19 protein-coding genes are annotated in these 20,020 nt (G+C 59.5%); 13 read left to right on the plus strand and 6 right to left on the minus strand.

Annotation, left to right across the window (positions count from 1 at the left end; genetic code table 11):
* The 6 genes from EV660_RS04925 (at position 1) to EV660_RS04950 (ending at position 3,163) form a co-directional block, all read left to right on the plus strand.
* A complete protein-coding gene (locus EV660_RS04925) occupies positions 1-357 on the plus strand; it encodes an Mth938-like domain-containing protein (RefSeq protein ID WP_071480650.1) in 357 nt (118 codons plus the stop codon).
* 61 nt (positions 358-418) lie between these two features.
* On the plus strand, positions 419-1,042 hold the full coding sequence (ccmA, locus tag EV660_RS04930; RefSeq protein WP_071480651.1) for a heme ABC exporter ATP-binding protein CcmA: 624 nt from the start codon (positions 419-421) through the stop codon (positions 1,040-1,042).
* Positions 1,039-1,695 (plus strand): heme exporter protein CcmB, encoded by a 657-nt coding sequence (gene ccmB, locus EV660_RS04935; protein ID WP_071480652.1) that lies wholly within the window; start codon positions 1,039-1,041, stop codon positions 1,693-1,695. The genes ccmA and ccmB overlap by 4 nt, the downstream gene beginning before the upstream one ends.
* Before the next feature lie 52 nt (positions 1,696-1,747).
* Positions 1,748-2,479: a heme ABC transporter permease gene (locus EV660_RS04940; protein WP_071480653.1), complete on the plus strand. Its 732-nt coding sequence runs from the start codon at positions 1,748-1,750 to the stop codon at positions 2,477-2,479.
* Entirely contained in the window at positions 2,476-2,634 is a 159-nt protein-coding gene (ccmD, locus tag EV660_RS04945) for a heme exporter protein CcmD (RefSeq protein WP_071480654.1), read from the plus strand. Before EV660_RS04940 ends, ccmD begins: the two co-directional genes overlap by 4 nt.
* On the plus strand, positions 2,627-3,163 hold the full coding sequence (locus EV660_RS04950) for a DsbE family thiol:disulfide interchange protein (protein WP_071480655.1): 537 nt from the start codon (positions 2,627-2,629) through the stop codon (positions 3,161-3,163). Before ccmD ends, EV660_RS04950 begins: the two co-directional genes overlap by 8 nt.
* Before the next feature lie 248 nt (positions 3,164-3,411).
* On the opposite strand, the gene EV660_RS04955 is transcribed toward EV660_RS04950, so the two are convergent.
* Positions 3,412-3,807, minus strand: coding sequence for a hypothetical protein (locus EV660_RS04955; RefSeq protein ID WP_071480656.1), 396 nt, complete (start codon positions 3,805-3,807; stop codon positions 3,412-3,414).
* Positions 3,808-3,957: 150 nt separating this feature from the next.
* On the opposite strand from EV660_RS04955, the gene EV660_RS04960 reads away from it, so the two are divergent.
* The gene (locus EV660_RS04960; protein ID WP_134013916.1) at positions 3,958-4,719 is read left to right on the plus strand and encodes a hypothetical protein; all 762 of its coding nucleotides are present in this window, start codon (positions 3,958-3,960) and stop codon (positions 4,717-4,719) included.
* A 268-nt stretch (positions 4,720-4,987) separates the two neighbouring features.
* On the opposite strand, the gene acnA is transcribed toward EV660_RS04960, so the two are convergent.
* Positions 4,988-7,738, minus strand: coding sequence for an aconitate hydratase AcnA (gene acnA / locus EV660_RS04965; protein ID WP_071480658.1), 2,751 nt, complete (start codon positions 7,736-7,738; stop codon positions 4,988-4,990).
* 243 nt (positions 7,739-7,981) lie between these two features.
* Between acnA and EV660_RS04970 the strand changes: the two genes are divergently transcribed.
* The 6 genes from EV660_RS04970 (at position 7,982) to EV660_RS04995 (ending at position 13,586) form a co-directional block, all read left to right on the plus strand.
* Complete coding sequence (locus EV660_RS04970) at positions 7,982-8,698, plus strand: DUF1223 domain-containing protein (RefSeq protein WP_071482094.1); 717 nt, start codon at positions 7,982-7,984, stop codon at positions 8,696-8,698.
* Between the two features lie 392 nt (positions 8,699-9,090).
* Positions 9,091-9,564 (plus strand): hypothetical protein, encoded by a 474-nt coding sequence (locus EV660_RS04975; RefSeq protein ID WP_071480659.1) that lies wholly within the window; start codon positions 9,091-9,093, stop codon positions 9,562-9,564.
* Complete coding sequence (locus EV660_RS04980) at positions 9,561-10,415, plus strand: HTTM domain-containing protein (protein ID WP_071480660.1); 855 nt, start codon at positions 9,561-9,563, stop codon at positions 10,413-10,415. Before EV660_RS04975 ends, EV660_RS04980 begins: the two co-directional genes overlap by 4 nt.
* Positions 10,412-10,744 carry a thiol-disulfide oxidoreductase DCC family protein gene (locus EV660_RS04985; protein ID WP_071480661.1) on the plus strand — a complete coding sequence of 111 codons (333 nt, stop codon included), beginning with the start codon at positions 10,412-10,414 and terminating at the stop codon, positions 10,742-10,744. The genes EV660_RS04980 and EV660_RS04985 overlap by 4 nt, the downstream gene beginning before the upstream one ends.
* 143 nt (positions 10,745-10,887) lie before the next feature.
* The gene (locus tag EV660_RS04990) at positions 10,888-11,361 is read left to right on the plus strand and encodes a (2Fe-2S)-binding protein (RefSeq protein ID WP_071480662.1); all 474 of its coding nucleotides are present in this window, start codon (positions 10,888-10,890) and stop codon (positions 11,359-11,361) included.
* On the plus strand, positions 11,358-13,586 hold the full coding sequence (locus EV660_RS04995; RefSeq protein ID WP_071480663.1) for a xanthine dehydrogenase family protein molybdopterin-binding subunit: 2,229 nt from the start codon (positions 11,358-11,360) through the stop codon (positions 13,584-13,586). The genes EV660_RS04990 and EV660_RS04995 overlap by 4 nt, the downstream gene beginning before the upstream one ends.
* 481 nt (positions 13,587-14,067) lie before the next feature.
* Here EV660_RS04995 and EV660_RS05000 read toward each other — a convergent pair whose 3' ends face one another.
* The 4 genes from EV660_RS05000 to lptF all read right to left on the minus strand — a co-directional run bounded on the left by EV660_RS05000 (position 14,068) and on the right by lptF (position 19,929).
* Positions 14,068-15,309: a SurA N-terminal domain-containing protein gene (locus EV660_RS05000; protein WP_071480664.1), complete on the minus strand. Its 1,242-nt coding sequence runs from the start codon at positions 15,307-15,309 to the stop codon at positions 14,068-14,070.
* Positions 15,310-15,461: 152 nt separating this feature from the next.
* On the minus strand, positions 15,462-17,723 hold the full coding sequence (locus tag EV660_RS05005) for an LPS-assembly protein LptD (RefSeq protein ID WP_084634875.1): 2,262 nt from the start codon (positions 17,721-17,723) through the stop codon (positions 15,462-15,464).
* Entirely contained in the window at positions 17,723-18,817 is a 1,095-nt protein-coding gene (gene lptG / locus EV660_RS05010) for an LPS export ABC transporter permease LptG (RefSeq protein WP_071482096.1), read from the minus strand. Before lptG ends, EV660_RS05005 begins: the two co-directional genes overlap by 1 nt.
* Positions 18,814-19,929 carry an LPS export ABC transporter permease LptF gene (lptF, locus tag EV660_RS05015; protein WP_071480665.1) on the minus strand — a complete coding sequence of 372 codons (1,116 nt, stop codon included), beginning with the start codon at positions 19,927-19,929 and terminating at the stop codon, positions 18,814-18,816. The genes lptG and lptF overlap by 4 nt, the downstream gene beginning before the upstream one ends.
* Positions 19,930-20,020: the final 91 nt, after the last annotated feature.

Here is a 20,020-nt window from a genome sequence, read left to right on the forward strand (position 1 = left end):
ATGCGCCTGAATGAGATTGATTTCGGTGCCGCACAGCCTGTCGAAGGCTACGGTCCCGGATTCTTTCGTATCGGGGGCGAGGCGCATGAAGCACCATTGCTTGTCCTGCCCGATCAGGTTCGTGGCTGGGGCGGGTATGACGACGTCGACACGTTGCTGGAACTGGCCGGGCAAGTCGATGTGCTATTCATTGGCACGGGCGAGCAGATTGCGCATATCCCAGCCGGTTTGCGCGGGACCTTGGAAGACGCAGGCCTGGGCGTCGAGATTATGGACAGCCCGGCCGCCTGCCGGACCTATAATGTGCTTTTGTCTGAACAGCGCCGCGTTGCTTTGGCTGTGCTGCCTGTCGGATGAGGACAGATTTGAGTATTTTTAGCAAGAAAATGATATCAGCGCGGCGAAAGCGAGGCTCCGGGTGGGGTTGAATGTCAGAGATCTGGCTTGCGCCCGTGGTGGGCTTGCGATGTTGGAGGGGGTGAGCTTTTCCATATCGCCGGGGGCTGCACTGGTGCTGCGCGGGCCAAATGGCTGCGGCAAGACAACATTGCTGCGCACACTTGCGGGCTTGCAGCCTGCCTTTGGCGGAGAGGTGGATTGCCCGCCCGAAGCGATTGCCTATGCGGCCCATGCCGACGGGTTGAAGGCGACACTGAGTGTTTCCGAAAATCTGCAATTCTGGGCGGCGATTTATGGTACACGCGACATTGACACGGCGTTGGAGCAGATGAACCTGCGCGCGCTGGCCGGGCGGGCGGCACAGAACCTGTCGGCAGGGCAAAAGCGGCGCTTGGGATTGGCGCGGCTTATGGTGACGGGGCGCCCGATCTGGGTTCTGGACGAGCCGACCGTTTCGTTGGATGTGGCCTCGGTCGCGCTGTTTGGCGATGTGGTTCGACACCATCTGGCAAGCGGCGGCATGGCGGTGATTGCCACCCATATTGATCTTGGCCTGCCAGAAGCCGAAATTCTTGACCTGTCGCGGTTCAAGGCGCGCTTGCCCGAGTTTGGGGTCGGCGATTTCAATGAGGCCTTCCTGTGATCGCGCTGCTGATGCGCGACTTGCGCCTTGCCTTTCGGGCAGGGGGGGGCTTTGGCCTTGGGCTGGCCTTCTTTCTTATTCTGGCGGTGCTGGTGCCACTGGGCATCGGGCCTGAACCGCAGACGCTGGCGCGGATTGCGCCGGGAATCCTGTGGGTGGGGGCGCTGCTGGCTTGCCTTTTGTCGTTAGATAGGATTTTTGCGCTCGATTTCGAGGACGGCTCCCTCGACCTTCTGGCGACAGCGCCAGTCCCGCTGGAAGGCGCGGTCAGCATGAAGGCCCTCGCACATTGGCTGACAACGGGCCTGCCGCTGGTGCTGATTTCCCCGGTGCTGGGGTTGCTCTTGTTTCTGCCCGGCGAGGCGTATCTGTGGCTGATCGTGTCGCTGGCATTGGGGACCCCGGCCTTGTCGGTGATCGGAACCTTTGGCGCGGCCCTGACAGTCGGGCTGAAGCGCGGGGGGCTGCTGCTTTCGTTGCTGGTGCTGCCGCTTTACATTCCGACATTGGTCTTCGGCGCAGAGGTCGTGTCACGCGGCGCGATGGGGCTGGCGGTCGATACGCCGCTGGCGCTGTTGGCAGGCATCACGGCGGGCGCTGTGGCAATATTGCCCTTTGCATCTGCCCATGTGCTACGGATAAACCTTCGGTGATCCGCGCCACTGCGGAGTTGAGAGCGACCCAAGTGAAAGATAGGTAAGGTTCATGGCATCCTTTTGGGAATATGCAAACCCGCTCAAGTTTATGCGGACAACAGATTGGCTGTTGCCGATCGTGGCCATTGCCGCGGTTGTGGTCACGTCGATTGGGTTGATCTGGGGGTTTTTCTTTACGCCGGATGACTTCCGGCAAGGCTCTACCGTGAAGATCGTCTTCATTCATGTGCCCGCTGCGATGATGGCCATCAATGCTTGGGTCATGATGCTGGTCGCGTCGCTGATCTGGTTGATCCGGCGGCACCATGTCAGCGCATTGGCGGCCAAGGCGGCGGCCCCTGTCGGGCTGGTGATGACACTGATCGGATTGATTACCGGGGCCGTATGGGGCCAGCCGATGTGGGGAACATGGTGGGCATGGGACCCGCGCTTGACCAGCTTTCTGATCCTGTTCCTGTTTTATCTGGGCTACATCGCGCTGTGGTCGGCAATTGACGACCCCGACACGGGCGCGGACCTGACAGCGGTTTTATGCCTTGTGGGGTCTGTTTTTGCGGTTTTGTCGCGCTATGCGGCGATTTTCTGGAACCAGGGCCTGCATCAGGGGGCGTCACTCTCCGTGGCGCCGGGCACTCGGATGGATTGGGCGTATAAGGCGCCCTTGTATATTTCCATGACAGGGTTCGGGCTGATTTTTCTGGCGCTTGTGCTGGCAGGCACGCGGACTGAAATTCGCGCGCGCCGCATGAAGGCCCTTGTCACACGGGAGCGGATGGCATGATGCCTGATCTTGGACGTTACGCGCTGGAAGTGTCGCTGGCCTATCTGGTGTCACTTGGGATGATTGGAGCGTTGGTGCTGTGGTACTGGGCCCGTGGTCGCACAGTGCGCAGGCAGTTGGATGAAATAGAGACAAGACGAGGAAAAAATGAGTAAATTCAGACCGTTGATGTTTCTTCCGCCAGTTCTTTTTCTGGCTTTGGCTGCCCTGTTCTGGTTCGGAAATATGCGCGAAGATCGCGACTCTCTGCCATCTGCACGTGAAGGGCAGGAAGCGCCGGCGGTGATGTTGACGCAATTGGGAGAGTTGGACCTGTTTGACGATGCGACCTTGCGCGATGGCGAGGTTAAGCTGGTCAATTACTGGGCGTCATGGTGCGCGCCTTGCCGAGCCGAGCATCCGTTGCTGGAGGAACTGGCGCAGGAAGTGCCGGTTTATGGCATAAACTACCGCGATCAGGCAGACCGTGCCCTTGATTTCCTAGATGAATTGGGAAACCCCTTTGCCGGAAGCGGGCAGGATGCATCCGGGCGCATGGGGCTGGATTGGGGCCTGTATGGGGTGCCTGAAACCTATGTCGTGGCCGGTGATGGAACGATCGTGCTGCGTTTTGCGGGGCCGATCACGCGGCAGGTGGTTGAAAACCGTATTCGCCCTGCGATGGAACGGGCAGCGGCGCGGTAACTGTTCATTCATTCGAGGAAGTTTAAAAGCGCGACAAGATTTGTCGCGCTTTTTCATTGGCTTGACAGGGAAATTTCAGACGCCTTTTGACGAAGGTCAGGGCGCGATGCGTGTGGGTCAGAGGGATTATCCCAGAAATAAAATCATTTTTCAGTTTCCGGCAAAATATACGCAAAAGCACCTGAATCTGAGGCACGACTTTTTTGACTGCTGAAACCGTTTTTCATTTCAACGCCGGAGAGGGGTGCTTATTCGCGCACGATGAAGGGCATGATCTCGCGCTCTGCGCCGTCTGACAGGATCAGTTCCCAACGCCCGGGACGGGTCATCTGACCGGAACCGGACCATGCGCCGCCGCTGTCTGTTCCGGTGTCGAGAATGATCGCTTCACCGCCGACAGGGCGAAGCACGATTTGCGGGTCCTGTGCTTCGGAATGCTCGACCGTTACATCGACGCGGTAGCCGCCATCAATCGTGACCGAGGTGCGAATCTGCGGGGTCAGTTCGGTTGTATGCAAAAGCAGAGTCTGGTTTGGGCCAACGATTGGAAGCGGGTCACGGACGAAGAACGACACTGACGCCATCAGAATGATGAAACCCATCACAAGGCCAAGGATGGTGAGGGCGATTATGCGGGTGGTCATGGGGCGTCTCTTCTATCGTGGTTTATGGGGGGTAAGTGCCATGAAGGGGGGAAGGAGGCAAGGTGGCGTTTCCGATATGTCCTTGGATATAGCTACATTTATTGTAGTGTTGTCACAAGCGATCAAGGAATTGCGACTTGGAGAACACAAATGAGCATTAATCCTGATAAGTTGCTTCCAAGTATAACAGGAGCTTTTACAACTAAAATTCTATTACTTGAATCTTATTTTTTGATTCGTTCTGGTAGGTCACCTGTCTATTTCGGCTTGGCTGATTTCATTGAAAACTATTCAATTGAGATTTTGTATATAGCGGTAACACTCTTTCTTTTAACAGGTTGGATCGCAATTCCAGCTCTAGTCTCTTACTATGTTATATTTGGTTCACTATCATGGTGTGGGCGCAAGTTTATGAGTATTTTTCGATATGCGGGCATTCCGATTTTCTCTGCACTTTACATTGATAATCAGGAACGCAGTGTGTCGCTATTACAGGCGAAAGATTATGCTAAATCTCAAGGCGAACAAGATTTGTTGAGGCGGATTGACGAATACGAACGAAGTGTTTCTGAAAGGTTAGAGAGCGAGGCGAAGGCTGCTGGTAACTTTGTATTAATTATTTTAATATTGGTGCTAAGTTATCAGTTGAATGCGCCAAACTTCCTTATGAAAGTTTCGGAATTTGCTGATCCTTTTTTACAAGGTTATGCGTACAAAGTCGTTGCGTTTCTTTTAGTGGCGCAAGGTCTTGTTGGCCGCATGACCAGTTTTTACCTTTTGGGCGCTTCAGGTAGTTTGCCTCCTGACTTCTTTAGGTCTGAGGAAGAGCGGCTGCATGCAGAGAATTGGAATGTAGAGATATTACGGCGCTATGAGCCATTGGTCGAGCGTTGGAAACACAAGATTAAGTAGTTCCTCTTGGTGATTATGCGCCGCCGCGCAGCGCCCGACCGCCCCGTCACGCCGGAGGCGTGCCTATGGCACGACGACGGGCGCTTTTCACCGCAGCCCGGCGATGCGCGGCTTCGTTCCCGAAGCTGAATGACAGCAAAGTCCCGCATGACGTCCGTTAGCCCTGATCCTCCGCGCGCATTGCGCGGCGGTGATTTCTCTGCCGTTCGAGAACAGAAAAACCCCGGCGCGATGGCCGGGGTTTTCCGAGTCGGGCTGTGGGCCGGAATTATGCCGCCTTGGCAAGGTTGCGCAGCACGTAGTGCAGCACGCCGCCATGTTCGACATATTCCTTCTCGATGCCGGTATCGATGCGGCACTTGAGCATGATGGTTTTTTCAGTGCCATCGCCGTAGGTGATGGTGCAGGGCACTTCGGACAGGGGTTTCAGATCGCCCTCAAGCCCGGTGATCGAGATCACCTCATCGCCGGTCAGCCCCAGCGATTTGCGGGTGTCGCCGCCTGTGAACTCGAACGGGATAACCCCCATGCCCACAAGGTTGGAGCGGTGAATACGCTCGAAGGATTCCGCGATCACGGCCTTGACGCCCAGCAGGTTGGTGCCTTTGGCCGCCCAGTCGCGTGACGAGCCTGCGCCGTATTCGATGCCGCCAAAGATCACAAGCGGCGTGCCCTCATTCTGATAGGCCATTGCCGCGTCAAAGATCGCGCTTTGGGCACCATCGGGGCCTTTGGTATAGCCGCCTTCGACCCCGTCCAGCATTTCATTGCGGATGCGGATATTGGCGAAGGTGCCGCGCATCATCACTTCATGGTTGCCGCGACGCGAGCCGTAGCTGTTGAATTCGCGCACGGGAACCTGACGCTCTTCGAGGTATTTGCCTGCGGGCGTGGATTGCTTGAAGCTGCCAGCCGGGCTGATGTGGTCAGTGGTGATCATATCGCCCAGAATGGCCAGTACGCGCGCGCCCTTGATATCCGAGATGGTGCCCGCTTCTTTCGGCATGTCGCGGAAATAGGGCGGATTCTGGATATAGGTCGAGCTGGAGGGCCAGTCATAGGTTTCGGAATCGGTCGTCTCGACGCCTTGCCATTTCTCGTCACCCTTGAAGACATCCGCATATTTGGACTGGAACGCTTCGCGTGTGACTGTCTGCTGGACCAGATCGGCCACTTCTTTCTGTGTGGGCCAGATGTCCTTGAGGTAGACATCCTTGCCGTCTGGGGTCTGCGCGATCGGGTCTTTGGTGATGTCGATATTCATGTCACCGGCCAGCGCATAGGCGACCACCAAGGGCGGTGATGCCAGATAGTTGGCGCGCACATCGGGGCTGATGCGCCCTTCGAAGTTGCGGTTGCCCGACAGGACCGAAGTTGCAATCAGGTCGTTTTCATTGATCGCCTTGGAGATTTCTTCCTGAAGTGGGCCGGAATTGCCGATACAGGTTGTGCAGCCATAGCCCACAAGGTTGAAGCCGATGGCGTCCAGATCCTCTTGCAACTCAGCCGCTTCGAGATAGGCCGACACAACCTGGCTGCCGGGTGCGAGCGAGGTTTTCACCCAGGGCTTGCGGGTCAGGCCAAGCGCGCGGGCCTTGCGTGCGACCAGACCTGCGCCGATCATCACATAGGGGTTCGAGGTGTTGGTGCATGAAGTGATGGAGGCAATCACCACAGAGCCGTCGCGCAAGGTGTAATCTTCACCCGCCACCGCTGCGGATTTGCGCGGGTCGGCGGGGGCAGAGGGGGCCGGGCCTTCGTCGGACATATCTTCTGCTTCGTCATCTGCGGCGACACCGCGATACTCTGAGACGACATCGAGGAACTTCACCGCTGCCTGATCGAGTGGGGTGTGGTCCTGCGGGCGCTTGGGGCCAGAGATGGCGGGCACAACAGTGCTCATGTCCAGTTCCAGCGTGCTGGTATAGACGGGCGCGTAATCCGCCCCGCGCCAGAAGCCGTTTTCCTTGGCATAGGCTTCGACCAGAGCGATGCGGTCTTCATCGCGGCCGGTCTGTTCCAGATAGCGCAGTGTTTCCTGATCAATCGGGAAGAAGCCACAGGTTGCGCCATATTCGGGGGCCATGTTTGCAATGGTCGCGCGGTCTGCCAGCGGCAGGTGGTCCAGCCCGTCGCCGTAGAATTCGACGAATTTTCCGACCACGCCATGCGCGCGCAGCATTTGCACCACTTTCAGAACCAGATCGGTTGCGGTGGTGCCCTCGACCATCGCTCCGGTCAGTTTGAAGCCAACCACTTCGGGGATCAGCATGGAGACGGGCTGGCCCAGCATCGCGGCTTCTGCCTCGATCCCGCCAACGCCCCAACCCAGCACGGCCAGACCATTGACCATTGTGGTGTGGCTGTCAGTGCCCACCAGCGTGTCAGGATAGGCGACGGTTTCGCCATTCTGGTCCTCATCCGTCCAGACGGTCTGGGCCAGATATTCGAGATTCACCTGATGGCAGATGCCGGTGCCCGGTGGCACCACGCGGAAATTGTTGAACGCGCCCTGACCCCATTTGAGGAAGGTGTAGCGTTCCATATTGCGTTCATATTCGCGGTCCACATTCATCTGGAAGGCGCGCGGATTGCCGAATTCGTCGATCATCACCGAATGGTCGATGACCAGATCAACAGGGTTGAGCGGGTTGATCTTCTGCGCGTCGCCGCCCAGCGCCTTGATCCCGTCGCGCATGGCGGCAAGGTCCACCACGGCAGGAACGCCGGTGAAATCCTGCATCAGAACACGCGCGGGACGATAGGCGATTTCGCGCGGGTTCTTGCCGCCATTGGCCGCCCAGTCGGAGAATGCTTTGATGTCGTCCAGCGTGACGGTGTTGCCATCTTCAAAGCGCAGCATGTTTTCCAGCACAACCTTGAGGGCGGCAGGCAGTTTCGAGAATGTGCCAAGCCCCGCCGCTTCGGCTGCCGGAATAGAGTAATAGGCGACGCTTTTGCCGCCTGCGCTGAGGGTCTTGCGCGTGCCTGCGCTGTCTTTTCCGACGAATATGGTCATGGGGCTTTGGCCTCCCTTGAGGTTGAAAAGGGCTATTTGCTGCCCTGCCATACCCTTATCTGGCAAGGCCAATCAAGTAAAATCCGGCATTTTGTATACCGTTGTGCACAAAAAAATGCAAAAGAGACGCCACCGGGCTGGTGTGGCGTTCTTGCCGCGTTTGGCGCTTCTCGCAAAACCTTGATTGGCCCTGCCACCCTCACGTGGTTAGATCAGCGCCACGGGATCAAACAAGGTGCACACATGCGACGGGCCAATCGCTTCGGACTATTACTATCTGCGATATTTGGTCTTGCAACCCCTGCCTTCGCGCAGCAAGGGAATGTGCTGGTCGAATTGTTCACCTCTCAGGGCTGCGCGGCGTGCCCGCCGGCTGACCGGCTACTTGACCAACTGGCCGACCGCGATGACGTGATCGCGCTGGCGCTGCATGTGGATTACTGGGATTATATCGGATGGACCGACAGTTTCGGGCAGGCGCGATTCAGCGAACGCCAGAAGGATTACGCGCGCTCCAAAGGGCGTGCCTCGGTCTATACACCACAGATGATCATTGGTGGTATTGACGAGGTCAAGGGTTCCGCGCAGGCCAAGGTCATGGGAACATTGGCCACGCATCTTTCGGTGCTTGTTTCGGGCAGTGATGTGCGGTTGACCCTGACAGGACAGCCGGGCAGCGAGATCAGCATCGAAGCGTTTGCCGATGAAGGGCTGGCCTATGCCGCCGATGTGCAACTGGTGCGCTACCGCGATTCAGAGACGGTCGATATCATGGGCGGCGAGAATAACGGCAAATCGGTTGTATATCGCAATATCGTGACATCGTGGGATGTGATTGCAACCTGGGACGGGGTGGCCCCCTTTCGCCAGACAGTTCAGGTTGCGGGGGATGAGCCTGTCGTCGTGGTGATCCAGGAACAAGGGCAAGGGCCGGTTCTGGCTGCTGCCCGCCGCCGCTAGGGGACATCATCTGGCAAAAGGTTCCCGCTTCGGTGCTTGCCCGAGAAGCGGCTGTGCGGACTTTGCATACATAGCGAGTCCGGGTGCAAAGCCGCGCTGCGCAGCGGCCTTCGGCCTCGATTCCGCGCTGGTCAAAGACTGCAACGCCCTCCAAGCAGTCGTCGGGTATCTTGTGCCGGGTGGCAAACAGCAGGGGGCAGTCGGGTGACGGGTCGAGAATGCAGGCTGGACGCCGAAACAATGGACACGGAACCGGCGCCGCGCGTGTGTCGTGTCACCAAATTGCCCTAAATTGGTCCCATAACAGCTCAGAAATTTGAACACACTTAATTTATGTTTTTGCGCCGCGACAGTCGTCCAGTGCGCGCATCTGTTGGAAGGAACCCGTTGCGATGACCCCGGATCCCCAAGCAGTGACGGATCAGGCCAGCCCGGCATTCAAGCCGCTGACACTGACCAGCTTGCGCCGATATATCTTTTTCACGCTTGCCGCGCTTATCCTGCTGGGGCCTGCGCCCGGTCAGCTTTTCGGCAAGCACTCGCCTTGGCTGCGCGAATGGGTCATGTATTCGGGTGTGGGTGTTGGCCTGCCCAAAGGGGTATTTACTGTGCATGACGCATCCGGGCCTGTCGCGGAATACACGCCGCTGCAAGCTGCTGGTCTGGAACGGTATCCTCAGATTGTACATTATTTCTTCGAAACAAGAATTTTCGAAGATGCGGACCTGACCCGTTTTGCGGCAAATACCTGCGAGGCGCTGTTGCCTGGGCAGCACCTGTCCTTTGACGGGGTGGTGGGAACGCGCAAGGGTTGGGTTCCCATGCCCGTGGCCAACCTGTGTCCGCAGACGGAGGATGCACCATGAAAAACGGCCAAGGGCACAAAATCGTGCACGCCATCACGCAATGGGGGCCGGAGGCCACAGGATCAACGCGTGCGGCAGGGCTGATGCGGATTGGACTTGGCGTTATTGCGCTGATCCGCTTTGGCAATGAACTGGCACCCTATGCCATTAATGGCCTGATCGGATTGTCGTTGTCGGTGCTACTGTTCGGCTTTGCCTTCACCACAATTCTCGGAATTCGCGCGCGGCTGTCCGTGGCGGGGCTGGGTGCCACGATCATGCTGCTCTACGCTCTTGGGCTGAATGGTGTCGGCCTCGTGACATGGGCGCATCATCATGTCTACCTGTTGGGCATGGCCTGTCTGCTGCTTTCGCTTTGCGATTGTGGCAAGTCATTCTCGGTGGACCGGATGCGCGCTTTGGCGACACAGGGGCGCGTCAGGCCACCGGCTGAGTTTGGCGCGCTTTTGGGGCAGCGGCTGATCGCGCTGCAACTTTCTGCACTGTATTTCTGGACGGCTGTGGACAAGAGTGACTGGGCCTTTGTTTCCGGCCAGCGTCTGGAACAGACCATGACATGGGTACATTCCGGCAGGGTGCTGGAATTCGTTCTGCACTGGCCTGCGCTTCTGGCGCTCGCTTCGATCATCGTGCTGGTGGTGGAATACTGGCTGGCTGTGGCCATCCTGCTGGCACGGTGGCGGCCTGCCGCAATCGCTGTTGGCCTGGCAATGCATATCAGCTTCTACCTGCTGTTGCCGGTCAACACCTATTCGATCACGGTCATCGTGCTTTATCTGGCGCTGCTTGATCCGGCAGCAGTGCATCGCTTCATCGACCGCATGCTGGGCTATCCTGAGGTCGCCCGATGACGCCGCTGAAAATTGTCTATGATGGTGAATGTCCGTTCTGCGCCAGCTATGTCAGGCTTCTGCGCCTGCGCGAACGCCATGCGGTGCGCCTGATTGATGCGCGTATCGATCCCGAAACGGCGCGCGCCTATGGGCTGGATCTGAATGAGGGGATGATCGTGGATCTGGATGGCGAGGTGTATCACGGTGCGCGTGCTGTCGCATTGCTGTCACGCCTGTCGCGCGGGCCGGGGCTTTTGCGCTCTGACCAGGTCGCGGAACGGGTCTATCCGTGGATGCGACGCGGGAGGGCGCTGGCGCTGACCCTTCTGGGGCGCAAGCCGCTTTGAGGTGAAAGCGACCGAGCGAGCAAGCTGGCTTCGAGTCGCATGTCTCACGCGCAGGACACGAGGATTTTTCGCGCCGCGCCGGTGAAATCTGACAACAAGATGTTAGATATAGTCCATCAAATCCAGACAGGCGGGCGCGATTGATGTCAGTGTCACTTACCGTAAATGGAACAGTCAGGCAAAGCAGCCTTGACCCCGAAACGCCGCTTTTATGGGTGTTGCGGGATGAATTTGGCCTGACTGGCACGAAATTTGGCTGCGGGGTCGCGGCATGTGGGGCCTGCACTGTGCATATAGACGGCGAGGCTGTGCGCGCCTGCCAGATTGCATTGGGGGATGTCTGGGGGCCGGTCACAACGATTGAAGGGCTGTCACAAGGCTATACCCTTGCGCCTTTGCAGCAGGCATGGGTGCGCCATCAGGTGGCGCAATGCGGGTTTTGCCAGTCTGGCCAGATCATGCAGGCAGCCGAACTTCTGGCGCAGAACCCTGCGCCGACAGATGCAGAGATTGACGAAGCGATGGCGGGCAACCTGTGTCGCTGCGGGACTTATTCAGTGATTCGCGCCGCAATTCACGACGCTGCGCGCGCCCTGAACGGGGGGAGCGCGGGATGAGCAGGCTTGGCAAGATTACGCGCCGCACGCTTCTGGTCGGGGCTGTGGCTGTGGCCGGGGGGGCGGCATTTGGCACCTACAAGATTCGCAAACCGGTCACGAACCCTTTGCGGCCTGAACACGGCGCCAGCCTGAACCCCTATGTCATCATCGACCAGCAGGGGATCAGCATCATCGCACCGCGTGCTGAAATGGGGCAGGGGGTGCATACTACCCTTGCCGCGCTGGTGGCCGAGGAACTGGACGCGGATTGGGAGAGTATTCGCGTGCTTCACGGCCCGCCAGCGGCGGCTTATTTCAACGCAGCCCTTGCGCATGGGGCTTTGCCTGTGCCCGATTATGACCTGAAGCCTTGGCAGCGGCGCGTGACCCAGGGGCTTGGCGCGGCCAGCAAATTGCTGGGCTTGCAAGTCACGGGCGGGTCAACTTCGACCGTGGATGGGTTTGAACGGATGCGCCTTGCGGGGGCTTCGGCGCGCGAGGCGCTGAAGGCCGTGGCGGCGGACCGGTTGGGCGTGGTGCGTGGTGATCTGCGCACTGAAGCGGGGCGCGTCATTACGCCTGACGGCACTGAGATTGACTACCGTGATCTGGTTGAGGCGGCCGCCACGCGCCCGGTGCCGCAGGTCGAGTTGCGCCACCCATATGAGTGGAAATTGCTGGGCCAGTCGCTGCCGCGCAGTGACATGCGCGCCAAGGTGACAGGCCAGGCGGAGTTTTCCACCGATATCGTGCTGGAGGGGATGAAGTTTGCCACTGTGCGCATCTGCCCCTATCTGGGCGGCGGCATGGCGGGGTTTGACCCTGCACCCGCGCTGGCTGTTGCAGGGGTCGAGCGAGTGCTTGATCTGGGCGACGGGGTGGCGGTGATCGCGTCCAATACATGGGCTGCGATGCAGGGAGCAGAGGCGGTTGCGATTGACTGGACGCCCTCGCACTTGCCAGCGACCACCGATGCGATGTTCGAGCAGATTGCGCAGGCATTCGCGGCGCGGCCAAACTCGACCATGCGCGATCAGGGCGCGCCGGATGACATTCCCGCCGGGATCGAGGTGGAATACCGTGTGCCGTTTCTGGCCCATTCGACGATGGAGCCGATGGGCGCCACGGCTGTGTTGCAAGACGGGCATCTGACGGTCTGGGTGGGCAATCAGGCCCCGCGCGAGCATCTGAAGGTTGCGGCGCAAGCTGCGGGGATTTCAGAAGATAATGTCACCCTGCATACGGTGTTTCTGGGCGGTGGTTTCGGGCGCAGGGTTGAGACGGATATCACTCGGCAAGCGGCCCGGATTGCAGCACTTGTGCCAGAGACCCCGATCCGGCTGACATGGTCGCGCGAAGAAGACATGCGCCATGATTTCTATCGCCCGGCGGCGATTGCGCGGATGCGCGGCGCGGTGGAAGACGGCCGCGCGGTGTTGTTCGACGCACAGATTGCGGCCCCTTCGGTGACACGCGCCGCGCTTGGGCGGATCATCGGGCGGCAGATGGGCGGGCCGGACAAGGGCCATGTCGAGGGGGCATTTGACCAGCCCTATGCGATTCCGAATTACCGCGTTGCCGGGCATCTGGCGGATCTGGATGTGCCGATTGGGTTCTGGCGGGCGGTGGGCAATTCCTTCAACGGGTTTTTCCACGAATGCTTCATCGACGAACTGGCCCATGCGGCAGGGCGTGACCCGCTGCAATTCCGGCTGGACCATGTGGGCGTTGAAAGCCCTGTCGCAGGCGGTGTGCTAGAGGCTGTGCGCGATATGTCGGACTGGGGTGCGCCGGTGTCTGAGAATGTTGGGCGCGGCGTGGCAATGATATGGTCTTTCGGCACGCCCACAGCCGTTGTGATTGATCTGGAACGTGAAGCGCGGGGCATTCGCATTGCGCGTGCCTTCATGGCCTGTGATCCAGGGCTGGTGCTGGACCCGGCGATTGTGCGCGCGCAGATGGAATCGGGGCTGATTTACGGGCTGTCAGCCGCCGTGATGGGTGAGATCACCTTTACAGACGGGCGCGCCGATCAGGGCAATTTCCCTGAATATGATGCGCTGCGCATGTTCAACACACCGCGCATCGAGGTGGGGATCTTGCAGGACAACCCTCATATGGGCGGGGTGGGAGAGCCGGGCACACCGCCGGCCATGCCCGCTTTGGCCAATGCGCTTTTCGCGCTGACCGGACAGAGGGTGCGGTCGCTGCCCCTGCTGCCCCATGCGGATTTTCTGGTGTGATGTGGTGCGGCTGCCACCAGTGCAAGGATGTGGACTTTTGCGGATTTGGTTCGGGTGAAGCGCGCGTGAGTCAAGCGTTGTTTGCCACCTGACGAAAGGTTCCCGCGCCCGATCCGATGTCTTTGTGAGAGGTGGCTATGCGGGACTTTGCTGTCAAAAAGGCACTGGGTACAAAGCCGCGCAGCGCAGGGCCGCGGTGCGGCGATCCAAGGTTTACTCTGTAGCGCTTTATGCTGGCCAAATCCGCGCAAGATCAGATCTGTGCGCTGGTGGCAGCCAAATCGCCGTGCCGTGGGGGCGGCCCGGCGATGCGCGGCGGCGCTTCGCGCCTTGATTCCGCGCGGCTCAAAGTCCGCAACGCCCCCAAACTGTCATAGGGTAACTTGATGTCAGGTGGCGAACACCAGCTTTGGCATAGCTGCGTCATTCCGCAAAGCGGAGGCTGAAGGTGCGTGGCGGCAGTGGTTGTTAGATGACGGGATCAGAAATCCCGCACATCTGCATCCGCGATCAGTTCTTGCAGCTTCACATTTGCCATCTCGCCGATGCGGCGGTCAAACAGAACATCGCGCACACGATCATCGCTTGGGGCATCTTCAAATTGCAATTCGCGGGTGCATAGCATCAGGACCACCAGATTCGTCCCGTCTGTTGTGTTTGCCGAAATCTCGTTGCGGTCCAGCCTGGCCAGTTCGATTGCGTCAGACTGGGGCAGATTATTGACCAGTCCTTCACGCTCGACCAGTGCGTCTTCGGGTAGACCGCGTGCAAAGGGGCCAAGCCCTGCACAGTTGCGCACCTCTGAGCGCATTTGTGCGACGCGGGCCAGATTCTCTTCGCTGCGCCCACCTGGCAGAAGCAGTCTTTTGTAGCGCAATGCGACCTGATCGGCAGGAATGTCGCGGGTGCTTTCGCTTGCTCGCAGCTGGAAATAGGCAATTGCGCCGCTGAGCGAGATCGGGCCGATTATCTGACCCGGACGGGCCTGAGAGATAGGGCCAGAGATCTGACCCGGAAGGTTCTCAACGGGAACCCAGTCGGGTATGCGCCCGCCCTCATCGCGCGACCCGGCAAGCGAGAATTCGCGCGCCAGATTCGAGAATTCCTCGACGCTGTTCGCGGCCTCGATCAGTTCCATGATCTGGGCGACGGCATCTGCGAATTCAGGGTCGGTCGGCAGGAAAATTTCAGAGATCAGCACGCGCTGGCGGCCAAGGATTGCGACCACATCGCGCGCGCGCCGCACATCGGAATCAGACACAGCGACAAGGGCGGGGAAGCGCTGTCCGACAACCTTGCGCCACAACAGACCCGCTTCGACAAAGGCCTCGAAAGTTTGCGCATCGACTCCATTCTCTGCCAGTGCGGCGACAAATTCTTCGGTCGACAAATCCGCGCGGGCGGCAAATTCCGACATGCCTTCGTTGATTTCATCGCGGTTTACGCGAATGCCAAGGCGGCGCGCGTAGTCGCGCTGCACGGCTTCTTCGGTCAGGCGCTCCAGTGCCTCGCGGCGTGGGTCCGCGCCGCCGGAATTCAGCACTTCGAGGAACATGATCCGCTGATCGACATCGTAATTGCTGATGACGCGATCATTCACGGTTCGGGCGGGGGCGAACATGTTCTGCGCCTGTACGGGTGTTGATGGCGCGGCCACCAATGCAAGACAGGTCGTCAGCACCAAGCCAAAATGTTTCAGCGGTGAAGTCTCGATTAAGCGCATCAGTTCTGTCCGTTTCCTGCCTTGGCCCGTTGGGTGGCCGTTTGTTCCGGGATTACACGCTTTTCCCGGCAATGTCATCACACTTGCGCTGTACCCGTGGTACTGGATTGGTGTGTCCTGAACATGGCGCTGCAATTCCTGCAGCGCTGCCTCTAGATATCACTACACGCGCGCAGCGCCCGCGATGGGCTGCCGCCAACCCCCAGAATGTCTATGGTCAGCCCAAGGCTGGTCCGGTCGCTTTGTTGTGTCGCAGCGGCGAAGCGGCGTTCGACCCCCAGATTCATGCGCAAACATTCGTTTTCATAAGCAAGTCCGACCATTGCGCGTGCAGCCCGGTTGCGCGCAACATCATAGCGCCACCCCACTTGCGCGGTCCAGAAATCGTCAATGTCGCGGGTGCCGTCAAAGCGCCATTCCGCGTCAGTGCGTTCGCGCCCCTCAAACGGGTTGGCAAAAATCCGCATATAGCTGGTGGAGATGGTGAATTCCTCGCCCGTCCAGTCCAGTTCCAGCGCCGTGCGCCGCAGCCTGAAATCCGACGAGAAAAGCGAACGGTTGCTAAGCTGCAATCCGTCAACCATGTCAATGCTGCCCGCGACCAGCCAGTTCGAGCGCGCGCCTGAAAGCGGGGTTCCTTCTGAAAACTGTTCCAGATCACGCGCGCGCCAGATCCGCCCGATCATCAATGTACTGGACCAGCCTTCGGGGTCGTGGCGGGTCCAGCTTAGCCCCAGATTGGCGCGCAGCCCCCCTTCGCGGATGTCGCGGCTGGCAAATCGGTCATAGGTGAACAGGTTGCCTTCATCCAGTTCGGGCATACGGTTCGCTTCATGTGGCAGGGTCTCATCGTGGTTGCGCCCCCAGATCACCTGCGCGACAGGTTCTATCACATGCGACACGCCATCGCCTTGCGCGCGCACAAGCGGCCAGCGCAGCTCCGCCATGAGATTGGGCGAAACGCGCGTGAAAGAGGTGGGAAAGACGCCCCCGGTTTCGGACATGCTGAACTGGTCAAGCCCGATATGGCCGCCCACAGCCCCCAGAACCCCGCCGGGCAAAACCGCATCGCGGCGCCATTCCAGGTCGAGGCTGAGCCGTCCGACGCGGCGCGGACGTGGGCCTTGGGCCGGGTCCGGCAGATTTGGCAGCGCGACGGGTGTCGGCGCGGGCTCTCCGGTCAGGCCGACGGCTTGCCTGCGCTGGTGCAGATGCGCTTCCAGCCGGAACCCGGCCACACCGCCAAGGACAGGCACATCCATGCGCCGTTCCAGCAAGGCTTGCCCGACCTGATTGGGTAGGGTGGTATTCTGATCGCCCGACCTGACAGAGCGGAACTGAAGCGCCTGAAGGCGAATACGTTCGTCGCGGCGGATGCGTTGCACGGTGATGTCGCTGGTCAGGCTTGCATCGCCAATGTCGTAATCATCCAGCACCGTGCTGTCCGAGGGCTGGATCAGATTGAAACTGAGGTTGAAGCCGTGGCCAAGCGCGAATTCACCCAAGGCCGAGCCAAAGGCACGCGTCCGCCCCGGACGGATCGAATCGCGCGCGACCAGCCCACCAATTTCCAGCCGCCCGGTCGCAAATGCTTGCCGGTAACGCAGTTGCAGTGCCTGTGTGCCCTGGCTGCCCACAAAGGGGGTTATAGTCAAGTCGCGGTCTTGCGACAGCACCAGAAAATAGGGGGCGCGCAAACCAACGCCATGCGATGTGTCGATCGAGTAGCGCGGGCTGAGAAAACCGGTCGCACGCTGCAAGCGCGGATCAGGCACGCGCAGGCGCGGGATATAGGCCACCGGCAGGCCGAACAGGCGGAATTGTGCATTCTCGAAATAAACCTGCTGCTCCTGATCGTCATGCACCACGCGTTGCGCGCGGATTTCCCAAAGCGGTGTGCGCCGTTGTGCGCAGATCTCACAGCTGGAGGCGATGACATTGTTCATCTCGGTAAAGCGTTCGTCCAGACGTTCCACCGAATGCGCGGCAATCTGCAATTGCTCGTCAAAGACAACCCGGGCAGAGCGGATCAGCCCACGGCGCAAACCGTCGGACAACTCTGCCTGATCTGCCAGAATGATCACCTCGCGCCCGTCATTGAGCACCAGCGGCCCTTCGATCTGCAAGCTGCCATCGCGCCGGTTATAGGTCACGCGGCTGGCTTGCAGGCGCGTGCCGCCAAACAGGGCCTCGACATTGCCTTGTGCGACCAGCACTTCGCCACCGTCGATGCGCAGTTGATCGGCAACAAGGGTGGCAAATTCTGCTTCTTGTGTCGTGGTCTGCGCTATCGCGCGTGGCACAATGGCTGGGGCACTGGCAATGGCCAGACCAAGTGCGGCAACCGCCAGCGCATGGCACAGACGCGGCGCAAAACGCCTGCCACTTGATTTGATCGGATGCCTGTGGGGCATCACCGTTCCTCCAGATTCAGCATTATGCCAATTGCCAGAAACAAGGTTGCAAAAGGCAGGCCCCAAGCAGCCAGAATCACCGGAATCTGGCCGCTTTCCCCCAAGACCTGCGCGAAGTTACGCAGAAAAAACAAGGCAAATCCAGCCAGAATCGTGATCAATGCGCGCACACCTGCGCTGCCTGCGCGCATGTGGTGAATGCTGAGTGCAAGGGCCAGCAGCATAAGCCCAGTCAGCATGACCGGCAGCGCCAGTTCCATGTTCAGGCGCATTCGGTGTTCCAGTGCTGCGAAGCCCGCGCGTTCCAGTGTGGCAATGAATCCGGGCAGTTGCGCCAGTGGGATGGCGCGCACCTGCGCAAAGCTGTCGCGTATGCGTTCGGGGGTCAGGTCGGTTGGTACGTCCAGCGCGTCGCTGAATTCGGCGGATTGTTCTGGGTTCGGGGCGGACAGGTTCCACAGTTTCACGCCTTCCAGTTGCCATCTGCCGGGGCCGAGCATGGCGCGTTCGGCATGGATGCGCGTGCTTACCCCTTCGGTCGCATGAAAAACCAGAAAGGTGACATTGCGCAGAAGCGTTCCGGTCGCCTCTGCCTCGCGGGCATGAATGACGGTCTGGCCCAGCGCATCGGCCTGACGCAACCACAGCCCGTCAGCGCCGATGGCCGCAACATCGGTAGGCCTGTCGCGGACCTCAGCCATGACGCGGGCATATTCGCGCGATGAACTGGCCACCAAAGGGTTCATCACCGCGACAAATGCCATGCTGGCCAGCATGACCGCAAGGGCCGGCAGCACGACCAGACGGGGAACTGAGCGTCCGGTCGCGCGGATGACCACGAATTCGGAACTGCGCGACCAGGCTAGACCCACCCACATGGCCGCCAGCATCAGAACCAGCGGCGCAATCTCGTAAAACCCTTCGGGCAGGTTCAGCGCAGACAGGCGCAGAATTTGGTCGAACCCGACATTGCGCCCGGAGAGCCTGCGCATCTGCTCGACCATATCCAGCAGCAACAACATGCTCAGGAATATTCCCGATACCATCAAGAAACTGGCTGCGATCCGCCGGGTAAGGTAGCGCGCAAGGATCATGGGGTCACCCGTTTGCGCTGTCGTCGCGGGACGCTGACCCACAAGACCATTGCCGCAACCACAGCCAGCCCCAGACCCACCGGCACAAAGGCAAGGCCCGCGCGTGTTGCGTCGCGCAGGGCCGGGCCGGCGCTGGCATTGCCGACAAGTTGAATCAGCGCAAGCGCGACAATTGCAGCCAGCACCTGCCGCCATGCGCCAAGGCGGCTGAACTGGCCCAGAAACACCGCCGCAAACCCGATCAGCGATGTTATGATTGCAAGCAGGGGTTGGGCATGGCGCGACATCAGCTCGAATCGGACTTCGGCAAGGTTCAGGCCCATCTGCTCCAGCATCGCATCATCTGCATCGCGCAATTGCCGTGTGGGCAATTCGCGCACATCCGGGCCGCGCCCGGCAGGGCCGATCAAGCCCCCGACATCATAGCTGAGGTCATCAAAGGCGATTGTCGTCAGGCGGTTTGTGCTGAGAGAATAGACCAACGCCACCCCGTCCAGCATGACCAGAACCGGCCCTTGTGGCCCCGGCACCAGCAGCGCAGAGGTCGCGTTATATTCCACCCGTGTCCCGTCTGTGCGCGAGTCTGAAAGAAACACATCTTCCAGTTTCCCTTCGGGGGTGATGCTGCGAATGAACACCAGAATGCCATCGGCAGGTTCCAGAAATTCGCCTGCGCGCAAGAAACGCGTGGTGATGTTTTCCGCGATCTGGACCTGACGTTCGGTCAGTTGGGCGCGCGACAGGGGCATGAGGACGTGCATCAAGAGCGCAAGCATCAGTGCCACAATCACCCCGAATACCGCGACAGGGCGCAACATGCGCAAGTAAGACATGCCTGTGCCTTGAAGCACGACCATTTCATTGTCGCGCGTCAGGCGGATGGCCACATACACCGCCGCCGCAAAGGCCGAGAGCGGCAGCACAACACGAATCACATTGGGCAGGGTCAGCGCGGAAAGCTCCAGAAACACCCAAAAGCTCTGCCCGTCACCGATCAGCGCATCAAACAGCCGTGCCGCACGATTGACCCAGTAGACTGATACCAGCACCAGCGAGAAAAACGCGAATACCGCCAAAAGCTGCGCCAACAGATATCTGTCTATCCGACTCACTCCTGTGGCACCTCTTGTTTGTCTTAAAACGCCAGATTATCGGCAGCCGCCGCAGAAGAAAAGCGCATCCCGCCCTTGCTCTGCACACCGT

Source organism: Roseinatronobacter bogoriensis DSM 18756 (assembly GCF_004366635.1).
Classification (GTDB): Bacteria; Pseudomonadota; Alphaproteobacteria; order Rhodobacterales; family Rhodobacteraceae; genus Roseinatronobacter; species Roseinatronobacter bogoriensis.

Coding starts and splice junctions, on each gene's coding strand:
- EV660_RS04970 (WP_071482094.1), top strand. CDS start 7,982: ATGCGACGGGCCAATCGCTTCGGACTATTACTATCTGCGATATTTGGT.
- EV660_RS04975 (WP_071480659.1), top strand. CDS start 9,091: ATGACCCCGGATCCCCAAGCAGTGACGGATCAGGCCAGCCCGGCATTC.
- EV660_RS04960 (WP_134013916.1), top strand. CDS start 3,958: ATGAGCATTAATCCTGATAAGTTGCTTCCAAGTATAACAGGAGCTTTT.
- EV660_RS04925 (WP_071480650.1), top strand. CDS start 1: ATGCGCCTGAATGAGATTGATTTCGGTGCCGCACAGCCTGTCGAAGGC.
- lptG (WP_071482096.1), bottom strand. CDS start 18,817: ATGATCCTTGCGCGCTACCTTACCCGGCGGATCGCAGCCAGTTTCTTG.
- acnA (WP_071480658.1), bottom strand. CDS start 7,738: ATGACCATATTCGTCGGAAAAGACAGCGCAGGCACGCGCAAGACCCTC.
- EV660_RS04985 (WP_071480661.1), top strand. CDS start 10,412: ATGACGCCGCTGAAAATTGTCTATGATGGTGAATGTCCGTTCTGCGCC.
- ccmD (WP_071480654.1), top strand. CDS start 2,476: ATGATGCCTGATCTTGGACGTTACGCGCTGGAAGTGTCGCTGGCCTAT.
- EV660_RS04950 (WP_071480655.1), top strand. CDS start 2,627: ATGAGTAAATTCAGACCGTTGATGTTTCTTCCGCCAGTTCTTTTTCTG.
- EV660_RS05005 (WP_084634875.1), bottom strand. CDS start 17,723: ATGCCCCACAGGCATCCGATCAAATCAAGTGGCAGGCGTTTTGCGCCG.
- EV660_RS04990 (WP_071480662.1), top strand. CDS start 10,888: ATGTCAGTGTCACTTACCGTAAATGGAACAGTCAGGCAAAGCAGCCTT.
- EV660_RS04940 (WP_071480653.1), top strand. CDS start 1,748: ATGGCATCCTTTTGGGAATATGCAAACCCGCTCAAGTTTATGCGGACA.
- EV660_RS04955 (WP_071480656.1), bottom strand. CDS start 3,807: ATGACCACCCGCATAATCGCCCTCACCATCCTTGGCCTTGTGATGGGT.
- EV660_RS04995 (WP_071480663.1), top strand. CDS start 11,358: ATGAGCAGGCTTGGCAAGATTACGCGCCGCACGCTTCTGGTCGGGGCT.
- EV660_RS05000 (WP_071480664.1), bottom strand. CDS start 15,309: ATGCGCTTAATCGAGACTTCACCGCTGAAACATTTTGGCTTGGTGCTG.
- EV660_RS04980 (WP_071480660.1), top strand. CDS start 9,561: ATGAAAAACGGCCAAGGGCACAAAATCGTGCACGCCATCACGCAATGG.